At 64.2% G+C, this 19,716-nt stretch carries 15 protein-coding genes and 3 tRNA genes; 8 read left to right on the forward strand and 10 right to left on the reverse strand.

Going from position 1 to position 19,716, the window contains the following annotated elements; all coding sequences use genetic code 11:
• The gene (locus tag BM190_RS18185) at nucleotides 1-951 is read left to right on the forward strand and encodes a cation diffusion facilitator family transporter (protein WP_092257359.1); all 951 of its coding nucleotides are present in this window, start codon (nucleotides 1-3) and stop codon (nucleotides 949-951) included.
• Nucleotides 952-1,150: 199 nt separating this feature from the next.
• Here BM190_RS18185 and BM190_RS18190 read toward each other — a convergent pair whose 3' ends face one another.
• A complete protein-coding gene (locus BM190_RS18190) occupies nucleotides 1,151-2,011 on the reverse strand; it encodes a class I SAM-dependent methyltransferase (RefSeq protein WP_092257771.1) in 861 nt (286 codons plus the stop codon).
• 371 nt (nucleotides 2,012-2,382) lie between these two features.
• Here BM190_RS18190 and BM190_RS18195 point away from each other — a divergent pair, with 371 nt between their 5' ends.
• Nucleotides 2,383-4,224, forward strand: coding sequence for a caspase family protein (locus tag BM190_RS18195; protein ID WP_092257361.1), 1,842 nt, complete (start codon nucleotides 2,383-2,385; stop codon nucleotides 4,222-4,224).
• A gap of 364 nt (nucleotides 4,225-4,588) precedes the next feature.
• On the opposite strand, the gene BM190_RS18200 is transcribed toward BM190_RS18195, so the two are convergent.
• Nucleotides 4,589-4,668 (reverse strand) — tRNA-Val (locus tag BM190_RS18200).
• A 122-nt stretch (nucleotides 4,669-4,790) separates the two neighbouring features.
• On the opposite strand from BM190_RS18200, the gene BM190_RS18205 reads away from it, so the two are divergent.
• Nucleotides 4,791-5,153 carry a hypothetical protein gene (locus BM190_RS18205; RefSeq protein ID WP_092257364.1) on the forward strand — a complete coding sequence of 121 codons (363 nt, stop codon included), beginning with the start codon at nucleotides 4,791-4,793 and terminating at the stop codon, nucleotides 5,151-5,153.
• Between the two features lie 118 nt (nucleotides 5,154-5,271).
• A tRNA-Val gene (locus BM190_RS18210) sits at nucleotides 5,272-5,348 on the forward strand.
• 121 nt (nucleotides 5,349-5,469) lie between these two features.
• On the opposite strand, the gene BM190_RS18215 is transcribed toward BM190_RS18210, so the two are convergent.
• From BM190_RS18215 to clpX, 3 genes are all read right to left on the reverse strand, one after another.
• A complete protein-coding gene (locus BM190_RS18215) occupies nucleotides 5,470-5,874 on the reverse strand; it encodes a GFA family protein (protein ID WP_092257367.1) in 405 nt (134 codons plus the stop codon).
• 72 nt (nucleotides 5,875-5,946) lie between these two features.
• The gene (gene lon, locus BM190_RS18220) at nucleotides 5,947-8,370 is read right to left on the reverse strand and encodes an endopeptidase La (protein ID WP_018320119.1); all 2,424 of its coding nucleotides are present in this window, start codon (nucleotides 8,368-8,370) and stop codon (nucleotides 5,947-5,949) included.
• Between the two features lie 326 nt (nucleotides 8,371-8,696).
• Entirely contained in the window at nucleotides 8,697-9,968 is a 1,272-nt protein-coding gene (gene clpX, locus BM190_RS18225; RefSeq protein ID WP_018320118.1) for an ATP-dependent Clp protease ATP-binding subunit ClpX, read from the reverse strand.
• Nucleotides 9,969-10,146: 178 nt separating this feature from the next.
• Between clpX and BM190_RS39620 the strand changes: the two genes are divergently transcribed.
• Nucleotides 10,147-10,368: a hypothetical protein gene (locus tag BM190_RS39620; protein ID WP_143109056.1), complete on the forward strand. Its 222-nt coding sequence runs from the start codon at nucleotides 10,147-10,149 to the stop codon at nucleotides 10,366-10,368.
• A 68-nt stretch (nucleotides 10,369-10,436) separates the two neighbouring features.
• Here the strand turns inward: BM190_RS39620 and BM190_RS18230 are convergent, their stop codons facing one another.
• From BM190_RS18230 to BM190_RS18240, 3 genes are all read right to left on the reverse strand, one after another.
• Nucleotides 10,437-11,072, reverse strand: a complete 636-nt coding sequence (locus tag BM190_RS18230; RefSeq protein ID WP_018320117.1) for an ATP-dependent Clp protease proteolytic subunit — start codon at nucleotides 11,070-11,072, stop codon at nucleotides 10,437-10,439.
• Between the two features lie 305 nt (nucleotides 11,073-11,377).
• Nucleotides 11,378-12,739, reverse strand: a complete 1,362-nt coding sequence (tig, locus tag BM190_RS18235; RefSeq protein ID WP_092257370.1) for a trigger factor — start codon at nucleotides 12,737-12,739, stop codon at nucleotides 11,378-11,380.
• 172 nt (nucleotides 12,740-12,911) lie between these two features.
• A tRNA-Leu gene (locus BM190_RS18240) sits at nucleotides 12,912-12,996 on the reverse strand.
• Nucleotides 12,997-13,150: 154 nt separating this feature from the next.
• Between BM190_RS18240 and BM190_RS18245 the strand changes: the two genes are divergently transcribed.
• Complete coding sequence (locus BM190_RS18245; RefSeq protein WP_092257372.1) at nucleotides 13,151-14,479, forward strand: multicopper oxidase family protein; 1,329 nt, start codon at nucleotides 13,151-13,153, stop codon at nucleotides 14,477-14,479.
• Nucleotides 14,480-14,674: 195 nt separating this feature from the next.
• On the opposite strand, the gene BM190_RS18250 is transcribed toward BM190_RS18245, so the two are convergent.
• Complete coding sequence (locus BM190_RS18250) at nucleotides 14,675-16,174, reverse strand: bifunctional ADP-dependent NAD(P)H-hydrate dehydratase/NAD(P)H-hydrate epimerase (protein WP_018320111.1); 1,500 nt, start codon at nucleotides 16,172-16,174, stop codon at nucleotides 14,675-14,677.
• A gap of 382 nt (nucleotides 16,175-16,556) precedes the next feature.
• Between BM190_RS18250 and BM190_RS18255 the strand changes: the two genes are divergently transcribed.
• Together BM190_RS18255 and glnA are read left to right on the forward strand one after the other, a co-directional pair.
• The gene (locus BM190_RS18255; protein ID WP_007603495.1) at nucleotides 16,557-16,895 is read left to right on the forward strand and encodes a P-II family nitrogen regulator; all 339 of its coding nucleotides are present in this window, start codon (nucleotides 16,557-16,559) and stop codon (nucleotides 16,893-16,895) included.
• Nucleotides 16,896-17,046: 151 nt separating this feature from the next.
• Nucleotides 17,047-18,456, forward strand: a complete 1,410-nt coding sequence (gene glnA, locus BM190_RS18260) for a type I glutamate--ammonia ligase (protein WP_018320110.1) — start codon at nucleotides 17,047-17,049, stop codon at nucleotides 18,454-18,456.
• Nucleotides 18,457-18,539: 83 nt separating this feature from the next.
• Here the strand turns inward: glnA and BM190_RS18265 are convergent, their stop codons facing one another.
• Complete coding sequence (locus BM190_RS18265) at nucleotides 18,540-19,658, reverse strand: type II asparaginase (protein WP_092257375.1); 1,119 nt, start codon at nucleotides 19,656-19,658, stop codon at nucleotides 18,540-18,542.
• Nucleotides 19,659-19,716: the final 58 nt, after the last annotated feature.

Here is a 19,716-nt window from a genome sequence, read left to right on the forward strand (position 1 = left end):
TTGGGCAGCCACGACCATCACGGTCATCACCACCATGATCATGGCGACCATGGTCATGGTCACGACCATGTCCATGCCCCCGCCAATTTCGGCAAGGCGTTCGCGCTCGGTATCACGCTTAACACCGCCCTGGTCGTGGCCGAGGCGGTCTACGGCTATCTCGGCAACTCCACCGCCCTGCTCGCGGACGCCGGCCATAATCTGTCCGACGTCCTCGGTCTGGTCGTGGCCTGGGGCGCCTCGATCGCGGCACGGCGCGCGCCGAGCGGCCGCTTCACCTACGGCTTTCGGGCCTCCACCATCCTGGCGGCGCTGGCCAACGCGGTGTTCCTGCTGGTCGCGAGCGGCGCAATCGGCTGGGAGGCGATCCTGCGCCTGCGCGAGCCGCAGCCGGTCGCGGGCGTGACCGTGATGGTGGTCGCCGGCATCGGCATCCTCATCAACGGTTTCACCGCCCTGCTGTTCGCAAGCGGACGCAAGGACGACATCAACATCGAAGGCGCCTATCTGCACATGGCCGCCGACGCTGCGGTCTCGCTCGGCGTCGTCGTCTCGGCCGCGCTGATCATCTGGACCGGCTGGCTCTGGCTCGACCCCGTCACCAGCCTCGTCATCTGCGCCACCATCCTGTGGAGCACGACCAGCCTCTTGCGCGGCTCCATCGACATGTCGATGGCGGCCGCGCCCAAAGGCACCGACCTCGCCGCGATCAGAGCCTTCCTGCTCGCGCGTCCCGGCGTGTCGGCGATCCATGATCTCCACGTCTGGCCGATCTCGACCACCGAGACGGCACTGACCTGCCACCTCGTCATGCCCACTGGCGCCGGCGATGCCTTCCTGATGGAGACGGCGCAGCTCCTGAAGGCGACCCATCGCATCGGCCACACCACGCTTCAGATCGAGACCCATCCGGACAATGGCTGCGCGCTGGCGTCGGATGATGTGGTGTGAGAGGGGTGCGTAGCCGCTCCAGTCTCCGCTGTCGTCCTGGACAAACGAAGCGCAATCCGGGATCCATAACCACAGTGCGTGGTTTGGCGAAGACTCGGAGTGACCAGCTTCGCGCCAAAGTTCTCCCTGTGGTTATGGGTCCCTGCGCGCGCGGGAACGACACGGAGTGTCGGCACACTACGTCGCGAGGCAGCGAATCCTACCCCGCCTTCGCGGTCACGATCCAGATCGCGCCCTGCAACGCGACGCTCTGCCCCTTCAGGAACGGCGCCAGCATCTCACGGATCGAGGCTTTTGCAGCCGCGTACGTCTCCGGCGGATGTCCCTGCAGTGCGCGGCTGGCGGGGCCGATCTGCAAGGCGCCATCAACCGCGGCATCGAGGCCGCCGCCGATCGCCACATCCATCGCCAGATTGCGCGGCTCCATCGCCATGTCGACGAAACCCGCTCCTTTCAGGATGCGCATCACGCGCTCTTCCGAGGCGAAAGCGAACGGGCCCGGCTCCTCCGGCCCGACCGGCGGCATCTTCGGCACGTGTTTGTAGACCGCCATCAGCGGCGCCATCATCCACGGATTTTCCTTCGGCTCGCGCCAGCATACGAAGGCGAGCCGCCCGGTCGGCTTCAGCGCGCGCCGCAGATTGGTGAAGGAGGCAATGGGATCGGCAAAGAACATCACGCCGAAGCGCGAGGCCAAGAGATCGAAGCTCGCCGGCTCGAACGGATGCACGGTGGCGTCGGCCAGCACGAAATCGAGCGGCAGGCCCTTTGGCGCAAACGCGCGCGCCTGTGACAGCATCGGCTCGGACACGTCGAGGCCGAGCGCGAACCCATCGGGCGCCACCGCCTTGGCGAACGCGAACGTCGTCGCGCCGGAGCCGCAGCCGACATCGAGAACGCGCTCACCGGGCCTTGGCTTGGCGCGGTCGATCAGCGCCTCGGCAATCGGTCCGAGCAGGCTCTCCTGGGCCGTGTGGCGATCGGCCCAGCGCTGGCCGCTCGGGCCGTTCCAATAGGCGATCTGGTCAGCGTTTTGCTCGTGTCCGCTTGGCTGCTGCATGGTGTTCCCGGTCATTCCCATTCGCGATGCCCACCCGTCGCGGTTTTGCAACCGCACAGGGGCGATACCACGTCGGGATGGCGGGCGCACCCTTCAAGGAGTTAAGGCTGGTCGCGCTCCGGGGCCCGGAACTACGAGATTACGCTGGTCGAACGGTCCTGGCTGATGCGTCGCGCTTGCCGCAGACAAGCCCGGCAGACATGTCGGTAGATGAGATCGAGCAGAGCACACATTGGCCAACCCTCCGTTGTGACTTGCGGGCGGACATTGGCCGATGCCGGAAGGGGCGCCTGTGATGTTCGTCACATTAGGCGCCTTTGCCTCCAGGGCACACTGCGACTACTCTGATCACATTGCGATTTGGGGCTGCAATGGGCGCGATTCGGATTTTTCTATTTTTTCTGACGATATTCTGCCTGGGCTGCGGATCAGCGCACGCTGAAAAGCGCGTCGCCTTGGTGATGGGCAATTCCGCCTACAAGAGCGCGCCTCGGCTGACCAACCCGGTGAACGACGCCTCGGCGGTCGGCGGCATGTTGAAGAAGGCCGGGTTCGACCTCGTCGACATCAAGCTCGATCTCAATGCCGCCGAGATGCGGCGGGCGCTGCGCGACTTCGGTGGCAAAGCGCGTGAGGCCGACGTCGCCGTCGTCTATTATGCCGGCCACGGCATCGAGCTTGACGGCACCAACTATCTGATCCCCACCGACGCAACGCTCGAGACCGACAGCGACGTCCTCGACGAGACGCTGCCGCTGGACCGCGCTTTGTTCGCGGTCGAGCCGGCCAAGCAGCTCCGCCTCGTCATCCTCGATGCCTGCCGCGACAATCCCTTTGCCAAGACCATGAAACGCACGATCGCCGCGCGCGCCATCGGCCGCGGTCTCGCTAAGGTCGAGCCGACCAGCCCGAACACCATGGTCGCCTTCGCGGCGAAGGCGGGCTCGACGGCCTCAGACGGCAACTCCAAAAACAGCCCGTTTGCCGCAGCGCTGGTCGAACGGCTGCCGACGCCGGGGCTCGACCTGCGCAAGGCCTTCGGTTTCGTTCGCGACGATGTCCTCAAGAACACCGGCTACAAGCAGGAGCCTTATGTCTATGGCTCGCTGGGCGGCGACGACGTGCCGCTGGTTGCGACGAAACCGGTCGTCGCCGGCCCCCAGGCCAACCCCGACAGTGAGATCCGGCGCGACTACGAACTGGCGCTTCAGCTTGGGACGCGCGACGGATGGACCGCCTTCCTCAACCGCTTTCCGAGCGGCTTCTATACCGATCTCGCCAAAGGCCAGTTGAACAAGATCGCCGCCGAGGAAACCCGCGCGACCACGGCGGACAAGGCCCGGCAGGCGGAAGAGGAGAAGGCCCGGCTCGCAGCCGAGCGCGCCACCAAGACCGAGCAGGAGAAGGCGGCGGCCGCGGCCAAGGCGGCCGAGGACAAGCGTCTCGCCGCCGAGAAGGCCAAGCAGGTCGAGGAAGCCAAGGCGGCCGCAGCCGAGCAACGCCGGAAAGAAGCCGAGGCGGCAGTCGCGAAGGCAATGGCCGAGAAGCAGGCTGCCGAGAAGGCGCTGGCCGAGAAACTCGCGAGCGACAAGGCCGCAGCTGAGCTCGCCGCCAAGCAGGCCGCCGAGAAACAGGCCTCCGCCAACACGGAGCAGAAAGTGGCAGCGGTTGCGCCCTCTTCGACTCTGCCGGCGATGTCGCCGCAGGAAACGACAAAGCTGGTGCAGTCGGAGCTCCGCCGTGTCGGCTGTCTGACAGCTTCCGCAGACGGCGATTGGAATGCCTCGTCACAACGTTCGCTGGCGCTGTTCAACAAATATGCCGGCACCAAATTCGATGCCAAGCTCGCGAGCTTCGATGCGCTGGACGCGATCAAGGCCAAGCCCGGCCGCGTCTGCCCGCTGATCTGCGATCGCGGCTTCAAGGCAGACGGCGACACATGCACCAAGATCGCCTGCCGCGCCGGCTACCGCGTCAATGACGACAATGAATGCGAGAAGGTGCAGGACAAGAAACCGGTTGCGACGCGCGAGGACGCCAAGAAGCGGGATACTGAGCGCAAGCAAACGGAAGCCAAACCATCCAAGCCTCAGGCAAGCGGGCAGCTTATATGCGGCAACGGAGGCTGTCGTCCGGTCAAATCGGGATGCCGGGTCGAGAGTGGGAGCTCGTCGGGTGCGGGATCGGTCGGATACAGGGAAGTGTGTCCCTAACTCTTCGGCAGCTTCAGGAGTTTAGCCGGGTCGAATTTTGGTGCCGGCCCGTCCGGCCCCAGAGTTGGCTGTTCTTCACTTTCCTGGTGCCAGCATTCCGCTCCCTCTCTAATCGTTGCCGATCTCGCTCAAGGCCGCCCCCCGCGTGCATTTCATTGGGCCACCGCCTGTTGCGGAGGTGGATATGCCTGCGGTGCACGTCGCTCCCGGTCGCATCGTGCCTGTCGAAGTGAACGCCGCGGGCGCAGCGCGGCGAAGGCGAGTCTTGCAAACTGGAACACCTGTCCTCGTCGAGTGGTTTGATTGCTGTTCGACCTTTTGGCGTCGACGTTGAAGTGTTGCCTCGCTTTCGAGCAAAGGCGGGTGGGCGGTCACGGATTCGAACCGCGGACCCTCTCGGTGTAAACGAGATGCTACCCCCTTGCCGTAGACATCACCGAAGCCTGCGCAGCCGGTCTCATCCGCGCGCATTACGGCCGCATTGGTTTCACCGAACGGCCACATCGGAATCAGATGCCAACCAGATTTCGTCGATAGCTTTCGCCGTTCCTCAAACTGGAAAAGGCATGCCCATGCGCAGATTCACCGCGTCCGTCATCGTTGCGGCTCTCTCCCTCGGAACACCGGCTCTCGTGCAGGCACAGGGCGCATCGTCGCAACCCGGCGCGGAACAGCCGTCCACTCAGTCCAGCACGGAGATCCGCAGCATCCAGGTTGTCGACGTCAAGGAATTGCAGCCGGCCGTCCGCGCGAAGGTCGATGAACTCGTGGCGCACACAAGCGACAAGGACATCCAGTCGCTCCGGCAGTCCATCGACGCCACACCACAGGCGGCCTCCGTGCTCAAGGCCAAGGGCTTGAGCTCGTCGCAAGTCGTCGCGATCAATATCGCCGACGGTGTCCTGACGATGTTCACCAAGACAGCCTGACAATCAGGCGGGGTTCCAGGCCGAGGCGTTGCGCAGCGGCGGCGAGCACGATCGCCGCCTCCTCGGGCGCGCTCGGCCCTTGCTCCGACACCCGCCGAGGCGCTAAAGAGGCGCCGTGGGGCGGTTAGCTCAGCTGGTTAGAGCATCTCGTTTACACCGAGAGGGTCCGCGGTTCGAATCCGTGACCGCCCACCAGCCTTCGCTCGCTTCGCGAGCTACGGCTCGGCAGGCCGGCATTCGTGCTCGTGGCGCGAAGCGAGCGAAGGCTGCCGCGCTGAAGCCCAACGGGCGAAGGCGGGCCTGTCGCAAGCCAACCTCAATCCTGCGGCCTCCCTGGCAGCAGCGGCACCGCGTCGATCCACACCGCCGCAGACTGGCACCAGATCTGCCGGACGGGGCGCAATTTGTCGCGCTGGCGGATAGAGCCCCAGCGGATGCCCCAATCATCAGCCTGGTCGCCCTCGCCGCTGGTGAACAGCGGGGAACCGCAATCGGCGCAGAAGTGCTGGAAGCGCATCCGGCCGTTGTCGCCGCGCTTGCCGTAGATCTTGGGTGTGCCGCCGGTCAGGCGGACATCAGCGCCGGCACAGACGGCGGTCACCCGGAACGGCGAGCCGGTCAGCGTCTGGCAATCGGTGCAGTGACAGACCGAGACGGCCTCCGGATCGACCTCGGCCTCGAAGGTGATCGTCCCGCAATGGCATTGCCCGTCGACCTGCATCGGCCTCCTCCCCCTGCCCCCAAAACAAAAACGGCGCCCGAAGGCGCCGTTCTATCATCTTTTCGCTGAGCCTCAGTGAGCGGTCAGGCCGCCGGCGGCTTCGTCGCCGTCCGGCTTCACCGTCACCTTGGTGTCCTCTTCCCAGACGATCGGCACCGGCTTCTTCACCAGCGCCTTGGCGACGACGTCGTCGAGGCGCGAGACCGGGATGATCTCCATGCCGCCCTTGATCGCATCGGAAATCTCCGTGAGATCCTTGGCGTTGTCCTCGGGGATCAGCACCGTCTTGATGCCGCCGCGGGCCGCAGCCAGCAGCTTCTCCTTGAGGCCGCCGATCGGCAGCACCCGGCCGCGCAGCGTGATCTCGCCGGTCATCGCGACATCGTGGCGGACCGGGATGCCGGTCATGACCGAGATGATCGCGGTGGCCATGGCGACGCCCGCGGACGGACCGTCCTTCGGCGTCGCGCCCTCCGGCACGTGCACGTGGATGTCGCGGCGATCGAACATCGGCGGCTCGATGCCGTAGTTGATCGCGCGCGAGCGGACGTAGGACGCCGCCGCCGAGATCGACTCCTTCATCACGTCACGCAGATTGCCCGTGACCGTCATCTTGCCCTTGCCGGGCATCATGACGCCTTCGATGGTCAGCAACTCGCCGCCGACATCGGTCCAGGCAAGGCCGGTGACGATGCCGACCTGCGGCTCGCTCTCGATCTCGCCGAAGCGGTACTTCGGCACGCCGAGCAACTCTTCCAGAGTCTTCTCGGTGACCTTGACCGACTTCTTCTTGGAGATCATCAGCTCCTTCACCGCCTTGCGGGCGAGTGTGGAGAGCTCACGCTCCAGGTTACGCACGCCCGCCTCGCGGGTGTAGCGGCGGATCAGAAGCAGCAGCGCGTCGTCGTCGATCGAGAACTCCTTGGAGTCCAGGCCGTGCTTGGACACGGCGTTCGGGATCAGATGCTTGCGCGCGATCTCGACCTTCTCGTTTTCGGTGTAGCCGGCGATCCGGATGATCTCCATGCGGTCCATCAGCGGGCCCGGAATATTGAGCGTATTCGCGGTCGTGATGAACATCACGTTGGACAGATCGTAGTCGACCTCGAGATAGTGGTCGTTGAAGGTCCCGTTCTGCTCGGGGTCGAGGACCTCGAGCAGAGCCGAGGACGGATCGCCGCGGAAATCGGCGCCCATCTTGTCGATCTCGTCCAGCAGGAACAGCGGATTGGACGACTTCGCCTTGCGCATCGACTGGATGATCTTGCCGGGCATCGAGCCGATATAGGTGCGGCGGTGACCGCGGATCTCGGCCTCGTCACGCACGCCGCCAAGCGAGACGCGCACGAACTCACGCCCCGTCGCCTTCGCGATCGACTTGCCGAGCGAGGTCTTGCCGACGCCGGGAGGACCGACGAGGCACAGGATCGGGCCCGTGAGCTTGTTGGCGCGCGACTGCACCGCCAGGTACTCGACGATACGTTCCTTGACCTTCTCCAGCCCGTAGTGATCGGAGTCCAGTATGGCTTGCGCCGCTTCCAGATCCTTCTTCACCTTGGACTTCTTGTTCCACGGGATCGACAGCAGCCAATCCAGATAGTTGCGCACGACGGTCGCTTCCGCGGACATCGGCGACATCTGGCGCAGCTTCTTCAATTCATGCTGCGCCTTCTCGCGCGCTTCCTTGGAGAGCTTGGTCTTGGCGATCTTCTCTTCGAGATCGGCGAGCTCGTCGCGACCGTCGTCGTCGCCGAGTTCCTTCTGGATCGCCTTCATCTGCTCGTTGAGATAATACTCGCGCTGGGTCTTCTCCATCTGGCGCTTGACGCGTGAGCGGATGCGCTTCTCGACCTGCAGCACCGAGATCTCGCTCTCCATCAGGCCCAGCACCTTCTCCAGGCGCGTGGTGACGGACAGAGTCTCCAGGATACCCTGGCGATCGGCGATCTTGACCGCGAGATGCGAGGCAACGGTGTCGGCGAGCTTGGCGAAATCGGTGATCGCCTGCACGACGCCGACGACCTCGGCCGAGATCTTCTTGTTGAGCTTCACATAGCTCTCGAAGTCGGACACGACCGAGCGCGCCAGCGCTTCCGCCTCGACCGACTTCGCATCGGTATCGGCCAGCGCAATGGCGGTCGCTTCGTAATAGTCGGCGCGATCGGTGTATTTCTGCACGCGCGCACGCTCGAGCCCTTCGACCAGCACCTTCACGGTGCCGTCGGGAAGCTTCAAGAGCTGCAGCACGCTGGCAAGCGTACCGGTCTCGTAAATGGCGTCGGGCGCCGGATCATCGTCGGACGCGTTCTTCTGCGTCGCGAGCATGATCAGCGCGTCGTTCTTCATCACCTCTTCGAGCGCGCGGATCGACTTCTCGCGACCGACGAAGAGCGGAACGATCATGTGCGGGAAGACGACGATGTCGCGCAGCGGCAGCACGGGATAGGCGTGCGTTTCGCCATGAACGATGGTTGGCCTGGGTTTTGGATTAGTCATGGCCTTTTCCTTTTGCTTTGCCCCCTTGCACGCAGCCCGCCATGCTCATGCGCAACCGCCACAAGGTGCCGAGGTGATCCGCAAAACCGATCGGTCCGTTTATCGCGTTGGACCGGCTCGCCGGATCGGAACTGAGGCGAATCTGGAAGAGAATTTTCGCTCGCCGCCGACATTAGGTGGCTATCGACCCGGGGGGTGTCAAGTCATTGAAAAACGCGCGCCATCAGGCGCTTACGCAACGCGGTAAGCGACGCAACACCGGCTGCGGAGATACATTTCCGCAGCCCAGTTTGAGGATACAATTGGAGCGTTCCAGCGCCGAAAGATCAGGCGCTGGCGTTCTCGACGGCGCGATCGGACCGATCGGCGTAGATGTAGAGCGGACGCGCCGTTCCTTCCACGACTTCGCGCGAAATCACGACCTCTTCCACACCTTCCAGGCCCGGCAGATCGAACATGGTCTCGAGCAGGATCGCCTCGAGGATCGAACGAAGGCCCCGCGCACCGGTCTTGCGCTCGATCGCCTTGCGGGCAACCGCGCCAAGCGCCTCGTCGGCGAAGGTCAGCTCGATGTTCTCCATCTCGAACAGCCGCTGGTACTGTTTCACCAGCGCGTTCTTCGGCTCGGTGAGGATCTTCTTCAGCGAGGTCTCATCGAGGTCCTCGAGCGTCGCCACGACCGGCAGACGCCCGACGAACTCGGGGATGAGGCCGTACTTCAGGAGATCCTCAGGCTCGACGTGGCGGAAGATCTCGCCAGTCCGGCGGTCTTCCGGCGCCATTACCTGGGCTGCGAAGCCGATCGAGGTCGACCGTCCGCGCGCCGAGATGATCTTCTCGAGGCCGGCGAAGGCACCGCCGCAGATGAACAGGATGTTGGTGGTATCCACCTGCAGGAATTCCTGCTGCGGATGCTTGCGGCCGCCCTGCGGCGGGACCGAAGCCACCGTACCTTCCATGATCTTGAGCAGCGCCTGCTGCACGCCCTCACCCGACACGTCGCGCGTGATCGAGGGGTTGTCGGACTTGCGGCTGATCTTGTCGATTTCGTCGATGTAGACGATGCCGCGCTGGGCGCGCTCGACGTTGTAGTCGGCGGCCTGGAGCAGCTTCAGGATGATGTTCTCGACGTCCTCGCCGACATAGCCGGCCTCGGTCAGCGTCGTCGCATCGGCCATGGTGAACGGCACGTCCAGGATGCGGGCGAGCGTCTGCGCGAGCAGCGTCTTGCCCGAGCCGGTCGGACCGATCAGCAGGATGTTCGACTTCGCGAGCTCGACGTCGTTGTGCTTGGTCTGGTGGTTGAGGCGCTTGTAGTGGTTGTGCACCGCGACCGACAGGACCTTCTTCGCATGGCTCTGGCCGATCACGTAGTCGTCCAGGACCTTGCAGATTTCCTTCGGCGTCGGAATGCCGTCGCGCGACTTGACCAGCGAGGATTTGTTTTCCTCGCGGATGATGTCCATGCAGAGCTCGACGCACTCGTCGCAGATGAAGACCGTGGGACCCGCGATCAGTTTGCGGACTTCGTGCTGGCTCTTGCCGCAGAACGAGCAATATAGCGTGTTCTTGGAGTCGCTCGTGCCGACCTTACTCATTCATGTCTCCGTCCGCGGTTCGATCCCGTTCCGCTCGATCGCTCCATTCCGACACGATGGTCGGCATGAAGCTTAAGTAGAGCAAATTCCGTACCAAAAAAGACCCTACGCGTTACATCCCGTGCGAATCACGGTCACTCGATTCTCCGCGATCATAGCCGATCAATCGTAGCCAACCATGCTGTCACCCGACTATCAAGAATTCGCTAATCGGGGGTCGCCGGCTACCCGTGACAATACCGTGATTTCCGGTCTTGGCACGGGCGAAGTGATCGAAATCACCCCGGCGTTGCTGGATTACCACGAAAAACAAGCACGAAAGCGGAACTTTCTGCTTGTCGCAGGGCGCAAATACCGTTTTGCGACGCGCGCACGCGTCCATAGCGTGAACGCCAACTGACGGTATGAGGCGATCCCAAGGAGTTGCCCAAGGGCCTGACAAGGGATCGCCGCAGAGCCCCAGTAGTGCTACGGGGTCTTCGCCGCCGCCGGTTCCTCGGCACGCTTGTCGATGACCTTGTCGACCAGGCCGAACTCCTTGGCGTCGTTCGCGGTCAGGAACTTGTCGCGTTCCAGCGCGTCCTCGATCGCCTTGTAGGTCTGGCCGGTGTGCTTCACGTAGATCTCGTTGAGCCGCTTCTTCAGGTTCAGGATTTCCTGCGCGTGCAGCATGATGTCGGTGGCCTGGCCCTGGAAGCCGCCGGAGGGTTGATGCACCATGATGCGCGCGTTCGGCAGGGAGAAGCGCATGTCCTTCTCGCCGGCGGCGAGCAGCAGCGAACCCATCGAGGCCGCCTGCCCCGTGCACAGCGTCGAGACCGGCGGGCGGATGAACTGCATGGTGTCGTAGATCGCAAGGCCCGACGTCACCACGCCGCCCGGCGAGTTGATGTACATCGAGATTTCCTTCTTCGGATTTTCCGCCTCGAGGAACAACAGCTGTGCGACGACCAGCGTCGACATGCCATCCTCGACCGGACCGGTCAGGAAGATGATGCGCTCCTTCAAGAGGCGCGAGAAGATGTCGTAGGCGCGCTCGCCACGGTTGGTCTGCTCGACCACCATGGGCACGAGGTTCATGTAGGTTTCAACCGGATCGCGCATGAGTCACCTAGGGTTTTTAAGAGGCGGACATCGCCAGGCTTGACTGCCAGTTTGAGCTGGATCTGCTGAAGGCCGATGGACGTCCCGTGATGCAGGAACTTGGTAGAGGTAGAAGGCGTACCGACAGATATAGCCCAATTCGCGCCTGACAAGTGCGGAGCGCATTAAGGCTTAATCCGTCGGGCAGTTGAAGCTGATTCGCACAAAGAGGCCCAGCCGGCCATCTGGCTAGCTGGGCCTCTTCGCTGATCATCCTTAATGGATGGCTGCCTCAGAGCCCCATTCCGATGGTATCGGAACGGGCCTCAGGCCGCGGTCTTTTCCGCTTCGTCGTCCTTGTAGAGGTCCTCGCGCGAGACCTTCTTCTCGGTCACGTTGGCGAGCTCGAGGATGAAGTCGACGACCTTGTCCTCATAGATCGGTGCACGGAGCTGGGCCAACGCCTGGGCGTTGCTGCGGTAATAGTCCCAGACCTCCTTCTCGCGGCCGGGCATCGAGCGGGCGCGCTCGATCACGGCGCGGCCGACCTCGTCGTCGGTCACGGTGATCTTGTTCTTCTCGCCGATCTCGGAGAGCACGAGACCGAGCCGCACGCGGCGGTCGGCGATCTTGCGGTACTCCTCCTTGGCCTTGTCTTCAGTGGTGTCCTCGTCGGCAAAGGTCTTGCCGGCGGAGTCCATCTCGGCCTTGACCGAGTTCCACATCAGATTGAACTCCTCGTCGACCAGCGAGGGCGGCGCCTCGAAGCGATGGGCTTCGTCGAGGCGGTCGAGCAGCGCGCGCTTGACGCGCTGGCGCGTCGCGCCGGCGAACTCGACGTTCAGACGCTCGCGCGCGGCTTCCTTGAGCTTGTCCAGCGATTCCAGGCCAAGCGTCTTGGCGAACTCGTCGTCGATCGCGATGTCCTGCGGCGCTTCGATCGAGGTCGCGGTGGTCTCGAACTCGGCCGGCTGGCCGGCGAGCTTGTCGTTCATGTAGTTCTTCGGGAACGACACCTTCAGCGTGCGGGTCTCGCCCGCGCCGATGCCGATCAGTTGCTCCTCGAAGCCGGGAATGAAGGTGTTGGAGCCGATCACGACCTGGATGCCTTCGCCGGTGCCGCCCTCGAAGACTTCGCCGTTGATGGAGCCCTTGAAGTTGATGGTGACGCGGTCGCCGGAGGCGGCCTTTTCGCCCTCGGCCTTCGCGGCATAGCCGCGGTTGGTGTCGGCGATGCGCTTGATCGCCTCGTCGACATCGGCGTCGGTGACATCAGCGACGGGCTTCTCGACCTGGAAGGACTTGAAGTCGGCGAGCGCGATTGCCGGCACCACCTCGATCGCAACCGTGTAGGTGAGATCGGTCTTGCCGCTCAGGAGCTCCTCGACCTCGGCCTGCTCGCTCGGCATGGTGATCTTGGGCTCGGTCGCAAGGCGGAAGCCGCGCTCGGAGAACAGCTGCGTGTTGGTGTCGCGGATGGTCTGGTCGATGGTCTCGGCCATCACCGAGCGGCCGTAGACCTTCTTCAGGTGAGCAACCGGCACCTTGCCGGGACGGAAGCCGTTGATGCGGACCTTGTCCTTGAGGTCAACGAGCTTGGCACCAGCCTTGGCGTCGAGATCAGACGCGGGAACGCTGATCTTGAACTCGTGCTTCAAACCTTCCGAGAGGGTCTCTGTGACCTGCATGGCGTCCAATCTTCTTCTCGTTCGGTCCCGGCGCGCATGCATCGGGACGCTGTCATCAATCGATCCGGCGCGAGGCAAACGCCTCAACGCCGGTGCTTCATCGAACCGGCTCCCGGCGGACAAACTCCGCGCGAAAGCAGGTCTCGTAATCCGTGCAAACGCGATAAGCGCTTGGTGCGGGCGGAGGGACTCGAACCCCCACAACTTTCGTCACTGGAACCTAAATCCAGCGCGTCTACCAGTTCCGCCACGCCCGCGTGAATTTGCATCCAAACCGGCCGCGATGCCGCGGGCGGCCGGGCTTATAACATGTGCCTGACTGTTCGCAGCAAAAAAATGGCCCGATGGAGGCAGGCTTTACGTAGGCACGATGGCTGGACTTATCCAGCGTGGCGTGGTCCGGATCGGCCCATGAAAACGCGGTTCTTTGACCCGACCCGACGTGAGCTTTTGGCCGGCCTTGCCGCCGGGCTTGGCACCGGGCTTGGCGCCTCGGCGGCCGGGTTGGTCGCCAGCAGTGCCGCGCCGGCCCTGACCGCCCAGCTTTCCCTTCAGGCAAGGCCGCAAACCCTGGCTCTCAGGCCGGGTCAGCCCGCTACACCAATCTGGGAGCTGGCCGCCGTAAGCCACCTCGGGAACGTCCGTCTCAAGCGCGGCGATCGCTGCGAGGTGGTGTTTCGCAACGACCTGCATGTCCCGCTTGCCCCAACCTGGTACGGCCTCAATGGCCCAGCCGCGGCCGACCCGCTGCGCGGGCGCGCGCCCGCCCCGCCGGGGACGACCGAAACTTCAATTATTTCAGTACTAAACGCGGGAACCCTGCTGGCAGACTTCCGCCTGTTCGAGGACGTCCTGGCGCGGCCAGCGCGCCCGCTTCCGGTCATCGCGCAGGAGGCAAACGCTAGCGCCGTCGATCGCGACGAGGTCCTGCTGATCGAGGAGTGGCGGCTGCGGCCGGACGGCACGGCACTCCCCCCGGGACGCGCTCCAAAGGACGCGACGCCGCTCTATACGCTTAACGGGCAGACTTCATTTGAACTCTCAGCTGCAGCTGGCGAGCGTTTGCGGCTGCGCTTTATCAACGGCTCCCAACGCACTGTTCTGGCGATCAGATTAGAAAACCACGACGTCCGGGTGATGGCCCTGGACGGACAACCAGCCGAACCGTTTCCGGCGCGCAATGGCGCTCTGGTCCTGGCCCCGGGCGGGCGTGCCGATGCCATCGTGGATGCGGCCAGCTCGGCCCCGATTCTGCTCCATGACGGCAAGGAGGCGCATCCGATCGGCTCGCTTGCCGTCTCCGGCAGGCTGGAGCGCCGCGCGCCGCTGTTGCCGCCGCAGCCGCTTCCTTCCAACGACCTGCCCGACAAGCTCGATCTCAGAGGCGCCCTGCGGTTCGATGTCGCGCTCGGCGCGGCCGATGCTGGGTGGGCACGGTGTGCCGACTTCTCCAGATCCTCCGCCCCGGCCTTCCGCGCTAAGCCCGGCCGCACCGTCGTGCTGGCCCTCAAGAACCCCGGCCCAATGTCGACCGTCTTCCATCTGCACGGCCACCACTTCCGCCTGCTCGACAAGCTCGACGACGGCTGGAAGCCCTACTGGCTCGACACGCTCGCGGTCGAGCCCGGCCAGACCCAGCGCATCGCCTTCGCGGCGACCGCATCCGGACAATGGCTGATCGAATCCGTCGTCACGGACTGGGCCGCGCCGCGGCTGGTGCGCTGGTATGGGGTGGAGTGAGCTAAGCGCGCTCAGCGCTCGGCTCCGGTAGGGTGGGCAAAGGCGCTCTTCGCGCCGTGCCCACCATTTTTAATTTTTCGGGAGGCACGTGGGCACGCTTCGCTTTGCCCACCCTACGGGACTGCTGCGGTGGTAAGTCTCTTGTAGGATCGGTCTCGCTGCGCTCTACCCATCCTACCCGCCGTAGCGAACAGCTTAGTACTCCACCCCCAGCGCATCATAAATCCGCCGGTGCACGGCCGGCAGCGTCTCGGTCAGGTCCTCTGCGATCAGGCCTGGCCCGGCTTCGCGTCCCGCCTCGCCATGCATCCAGACGCCGATGCTGGCGGCCTCGAACGCCGGCACGCCTTGCGCCAGCAGCCCTGCGATGATGCCGGCGAGCACGTCGCCGGCGCCCGCGGTGGCGAGCCAGGGCGGCGCGTTGGCGGCGATGGTCGCGCGGCCGTCGGGGGCGGCGATCGTGGTGTCGGGTCCCTTCAGGAGCACGACGGCGCCGGAGCGCTCGGCGGCATCTCGCACGCGCTCCAGCTTGGAGCGGCCCGGAAATTTGTTGCTGAGGTCGGAGAACAGGCGCGGAAATTCGCCCTCGTGCGGGGTCAGCACCACCGCAATGTCTTGCGAGGACTTGATCGATTCGAACAGGCGCTCGGGGGTTGCGGCAAAGCTCGTCAGGGCATCGGCATCGAGCACCAGACGACGCTGCGCACCGAGCGCGGTGTGAACGAGATCGCAGGTGCGCTCGCCGATGCCCGCGCCGGGGCCGATCATGCAGGTGTTGTAGCGCTTGTCGCCGAGCAGCTCGCCGAACTCGACGACGGTATCGACGGGGCGAACCATGACGGCCGTGAGCGCGGCCGCATTGATCGCGAGCGCATCGCGCGGGCTCGCCAGCGTTACCAGGCCCGCCCCTGCCCGCAGTGCACCGCGCGCGGCCAGCCGCGCAGCGCCGGTCGCCGCCGCATCGCCGGAGACCGCCAACACATGCCCCCGCGCGTATTTGTGGCCGTCGATACGCGGCACCGGAAAAGCGGCGCCCCAGACATCCGGATCGTCCTCGAACGTCTGCGGCGCGATCTCGTCGAGCACCTGCGCGTCGATGCCGATGTCGGCGACGCGCACGCGGCCGCAATGCATCCGGCCGGGGAGCAAGAGATGCGCCGGCTTCTTGCGGAAGAAGGTGACGGTCTCGGTGGCGTTCACCGCCGCGCCCATCACCGCCGCACTGGTGCCGTTGATGCCGCTCGGCAGGTCGACCGCGAGCACGGGGGCGCCGTTGGCGTTGATCGCCTCGATCATCGCGCGCGCCTCGCCATCGACGGGACGGCTGAGGCCCGCGCCGAACAGCGCATCGATGATCAGCGCCGGCCGTCCGATCGCCTGCGGATTGAACGGAAGTACCGGGTGCTTCCAGCCGCGCGCGGCGGAGGCCGCGTCGCCCTGGAGCTGGTCGCGCTCGCACATCAGGATGACTGAGACCTCCCGCCCCTGCGCGGCGAGCTCGGCGGCTGCGACAAAACCATCACCGCCATTGTTGCCGGGGCCGGCCACGATCAGGATCGGCCCCTCCTCCACCAGCGCCTGGGCGGCATCGGTGACGGCCTGGCCCGCGCTCAGCATCAACTTGAAACCGGGCGTGCCGGCCGCGATGGTGAGCTGGTCGGCGCGCTGCATTTCAGCGGTGGTCAGAACTTCCATGCCACTTCCCTGGTCCAAACGCCTTTTCAACAGGCACGTTCCGTGCCGCCCCACCCTCGGGAACATCGATCTGCACACATATTGAACCGTTTGCCTATTTCGTAGTCTTCGGTATTTTGTGCAGGTCGGCACCACTACTCAGAGATGCTCGTTAAAAGGCTGATAACGCTCCAATAATCAGGGCATTTGCAACTTGGCATAGACCCTGCTTTCGAGGAAGCCGCTTCGGTTCGTCGTGCTCACTGGCATTTATCAAAGTGTGGCCGGCCGTTGTTGCCGGATTGGTCAGGGATCCCGGCATAGCGAAGACAAGATCGTGCGTTAAGAAAAGCGCATCCTGACGAAGACGTTGCTATTTGATCGAAAGGCCGGGAGGCGCGCAGTGAAGAAAATCGAAGCCATCATCAAGCCATTCAAGCTCGACGAGGTGAAGGAAGCGCTTCAGGAAGTCGGCCTTCAGGGCATCACCGTCACCGAAGCCAAGGGCTTTGGCCGGCAGAAGGGGCACGCCGAGCTCTACCGCGGCGCAGAATACATCGTCGACTTCCTGCCCAAGGTGAAGATCGAGATCGTGATCGGCGACGATCTGGTCGAGCGCGCCATCGACGCCATCCGCCGCGCAGCGCAGACCGGTCGCATCGGCGATGGTAAGATCTTCGTCTCCAACATCGAAGAGGCGATCCGCATCCGAACCGGCGAATCCGGGCTGGACGCTATCTGAGACGGGTGCTATCCCGAATTTTGCGACACTCCGACTAGAAAGAAGGCTGCTTCGGCGGCCTGATTTCGTTTGTGCGGTCGCGCAAAACTCGCCCGAGCGAGAATAATTTTGCTCATCTGGAAACCGACCCGCAGAGCCAAAAGGGGTATGCATGAAGACCGCCAAAGACGTCCTGAAATCGATCAAGGACAACGACGTCAAGTACGTCGACCTGCGCTTCACCGATCCGCGCGGCAAGTGGCAGCATGTGACGTTCGACGTCAGCATGATCGACGATGACATCTTCGCCGAAGGAACGATGTTCGACGGCTCCTCGATCGCCGGCTGGAAGGCGATCAACGAGTCCGACATGTGCCTGATGCCCGATCCGGTCACCGCGACGATCGACCCGTTCTTCGCCGAGACCACCATGGTCATCACCTGCGACGTGCTCGAGCCGACCACCGGCGAGCCCTACAACCGCGACCCCCGCGGCATCGCCAAGAAGGCCGAGGCCATGGTGAAGTCGATGGGCGTGGGCGACAGCGTGTTCGTCGGACCCGAAGCCGAGTTCTTCGTGTTCGACGACGTGCGCTATTCGGCAGAGCCCTACAAGACCGGTTTCCGCCTCGACTCCTCGGAGCTGCCGACCAATTCCGACACCGAATATGAAGGCGGCAATCTCGGCCACCGCATCCGCACCAAGGGCGGCTACTTCCCCGTGCCGCCGCAGGACTCGGTGCAGGACATGCGGTCGGAAATGCTCGGCGCCATGGCCAAGATGGGCGTCAAGGTCGAGAAGCATCACCACGAGGTCGCTTCAGCCCAGCACGAGCTCGGCATGAAGTTCGACACGCTGACGCTGATGGCCGACCACATGCAGATCTACAAGTACTGCATCCACCAGGTCGCGCACATCTACGGCAAGACCGCCACCTTCATGCCGAAGCCGATCTTCGGCGACAACGGCTCGGGCATGCACGTGCACCAGTCGATCTGGAAGGACGGCAAGCCGGTGTTCGCCGGCAACAAATACGCCGACCTGTCGGAGACCTGCCTGCATTACATCGGCGGCATCATCAAGCACGCCAAGGCGATCAACGCCTTCACCAACCCGTCGACCAACTCCTACAAGCGTCTGGTCCCGGGCTATGAGGCCCCGGTGCTGCTCGCCTACTCCGCGCGCAACCGCTCGGCCTCCTGCCGCATCCCCTACACCGCTTCGCCGAAGGCCAAGCGCGTCGAGGTGCGCTTCCCCGATCCGATGGCCAACCCGTATCTCGGCTTCGCCGCGATGCTGATGGCCGGCCTCGACGGCATCAAGAACAAGATCGATCCGGGTCCGGCGATGGACAAGGACCTCTACGACCTGCCGAAGGAAGAGCTGAAGCAGATCCCGACCGTGTGCGGTAGCTTGCGCGAGGCGCTGGAAAACCTTGACAAGGACCGCGGCTTCCTCAAGGCCGGCGGCGTGTTCGACGACGACTTCATCGACGCCTATATCGAGCTGAAGATGACCGAAGTCGCCCGCTTCGAAATGACCCCGCATCCGGTCGAGTTCGAGATGTACTATTCGGGCTAAGCAGCCCGGACGTCTGCGACAAGCAAAAGGCGCTCCGCAAGGAGCGCCTTTTCGTTTGAATCGTAGCGTGTACGACCTGCCCGCTACCAGGTCGCCGTAAAAGCCTTCTGCAGCTCGGCCGGCGCCGTCACGCCGCCCGCGATCAGCAATTGCGTGAGCACGCGCGCCTTCTGCGGATTGAGGTCCTCGGACACGACGAAGCCGTTCTTGTCGTCGTCGACCTCGACGTTCCTCGTGACGAAACCCGAGCGAACCCGCGTCGAGCGAACCACGATGATGCCCTTCTTCGCCGCCGCTTCGAGCGCGTCGAGCGCCGGCTTCGAGGTGTTGCCGTCGCCGACGCCGGCCAGCACGATGCCCTTGGCGCCGTGCGAAATGGCATCCTCGATCGGAACGGCGTCCATGTTGGCGTGCGAGTAGACGATCGCGACGCGCGGCAATTGCTCGCCGGCCGGAAGCTGATAGGTCGCGCGCTTGAGACCTTGAGCCTGCGCCATGAAGCGAATGCCGCCGGCGGTGTCGACATAGCCGACCGGGCCGTCATTGGCGGAACTGAACGTCTCGATGCTGGTGGTGTTGGTCTTGGTGACCGAGCGCGCGCCCTGAATCTTGTCGTTCAGCACCGCCAGCACACCGCGGCCGCGCGAGCGCGGGTCGGCCGCCACCTGCACCGCCTCGTAGAGATTGCCGGGACCGTCGGCGCTCACCGCCGTCGCCGGCCGCATCGAGCCGACGATCACCACCGGCTTGTCGCCGCGCACCACGTTGTCGAGAAAGAACGCGGTCTCCTCCAGCGTGTCGGTGCCGTGGGTGATGACGATTGCATCGGCCTCGTTCTTGTCGAAGGCCTCCTGGATGCGACGGGCCAGCGCAAACCAGACCTTGTCGTTCATGTCCTGGGATCCGATCGACGAGATCTGCTCGGCATTCAGCTTTGCGAGCTTGTCCAGGCCCGGCACCGATTGCATCAGCTGCTCGCCCGTGATCTGGCCGGATTTGTAGGCGCCGGTCGCACGCGCGTCGGCCTGGCCTGCGATGGTGCCGCCGGTCGCAAGCACGAGAATACGCGGCAGGCCGGCAGATTCCGCAGCCAGCGCCGTCGCGATCCCCCACGACCAAAGCGCGAGGGCGATCAGCGGAACGGCGAGGATTAACGGCCGATTTCGGCGGTGGATTGCGGGTCTGGCGGCATGCTTCGTCATCGAATTCTCCTCCCGTTCAAGTTGGGAGCGATATTCGACACGCCCAATGGGGCCGAAG

It is taken from the genome of Bradyrhizobium sp. Rc3b (genome assembly GCF_900114915.1).
Classification (GTDB): Bacteria; Pseudomonadota; Alphaproteobacteria; order Rhizobiales; family Xanthobacteraceae; genus Bradyrhizobium.

What these genes read in the sequence shown, in the direction of transcription:
- glnA (WP_018320110.1), top strand. Translation starts at nt 17,047, where the DNA reads ATGAAGACCGCCAAAGACGTCCTGAAATCGATCAAGGACAACGACGTC.
- BM190_RS39620 (WP_143109056.1), top strand. Translation starts at nt 10,147, where the DNA reads ATGCTGTCACCCGACTATCAAGAATTCGCTAATCGGGGGTCGCCGGCT.
- BM190_RS18230 (WP_018320117.1), bottom strand. Translation starts at nt 11,072, where the DNA reads ATGCGCGATCCGGTTGAAACCTACATGAACCTCGTGCCCATGGTGGTC.
- BM190_RS18215 (WP_092257367.1), bottom strand. Translation starts at nt 5,874, where the DNA reads ATGCAGGTCGACGGGCAATGCCATTGCGGGACGATCACCTTCGAGGCC.
- clpX (WP_018320118.1), bottom strand. Translation starts at nt 9,968, where the DNA reads ATGAGTAAGGTCGGCACGAGCGACTCCAAGAACACGCTATATTGCTCG.
- BM190_RS18190 (WP_092257771.1), bottom strand. Translation starts at nt 2,011, where the DNA reads ATGCAGCAGCCAAGCGGACACGAGCAAAACGCTGACCAGATCGCCTAT.
- BM190_RS18245 (WP_092257372.1), top strand. Translation starts at nt 13,151, where the DNA reads ATGAAAACGCGGTTCTTTGACCCGACCCGACGTGAGCTTTTGGCCGGC.
- BM190_RS18205 (WP_092257364.1), top strand. Translation starts at nt 4,791, where the DNA reads ATGCCCATGCGCAGATTCACCGCGTCCGTCATCGTTGCGGCTCTCTCC.
- lon (WP_018320119.1), bottom strand. Translation starts at nt 8,370, where the DNA reads ATGACTAATCCAAAACCCAGGCCAACCATCGTTCATGGCGAAACGCAC.
- BM190_RS18265 (WP_092257375.1), bottom strand. Translation starts at nt 19,658, where the DNA reads ATGACGAAGCATGCCGCCAGACCCGCAATCCACCGCCGAAATCGGCCG.
- tig (WP_092257370.1), bottom strand. Translation starts at nt 12,739, where the DNA reads ATGCAGGTCACAGAGACCCTCTCGGAAGGTTTGAAGCACGAGTTCAAG.
- BM190_RS18250 (WP_018320111.1), bottom strand. Translation starts at nt 16,174, where the DNA reads ATGGAAGTTCTGACCACCGCTGAAATGCAGCGCGCCGACCAGCTCACC.
- BM190_RS18195 (WP_092257361.1), top strand. Translation starts at nt 2,383, where the DNA reads ATGGGCGCGATTCGGATTTTTCTATTTTTTCTGACGATATTCTGCCTG.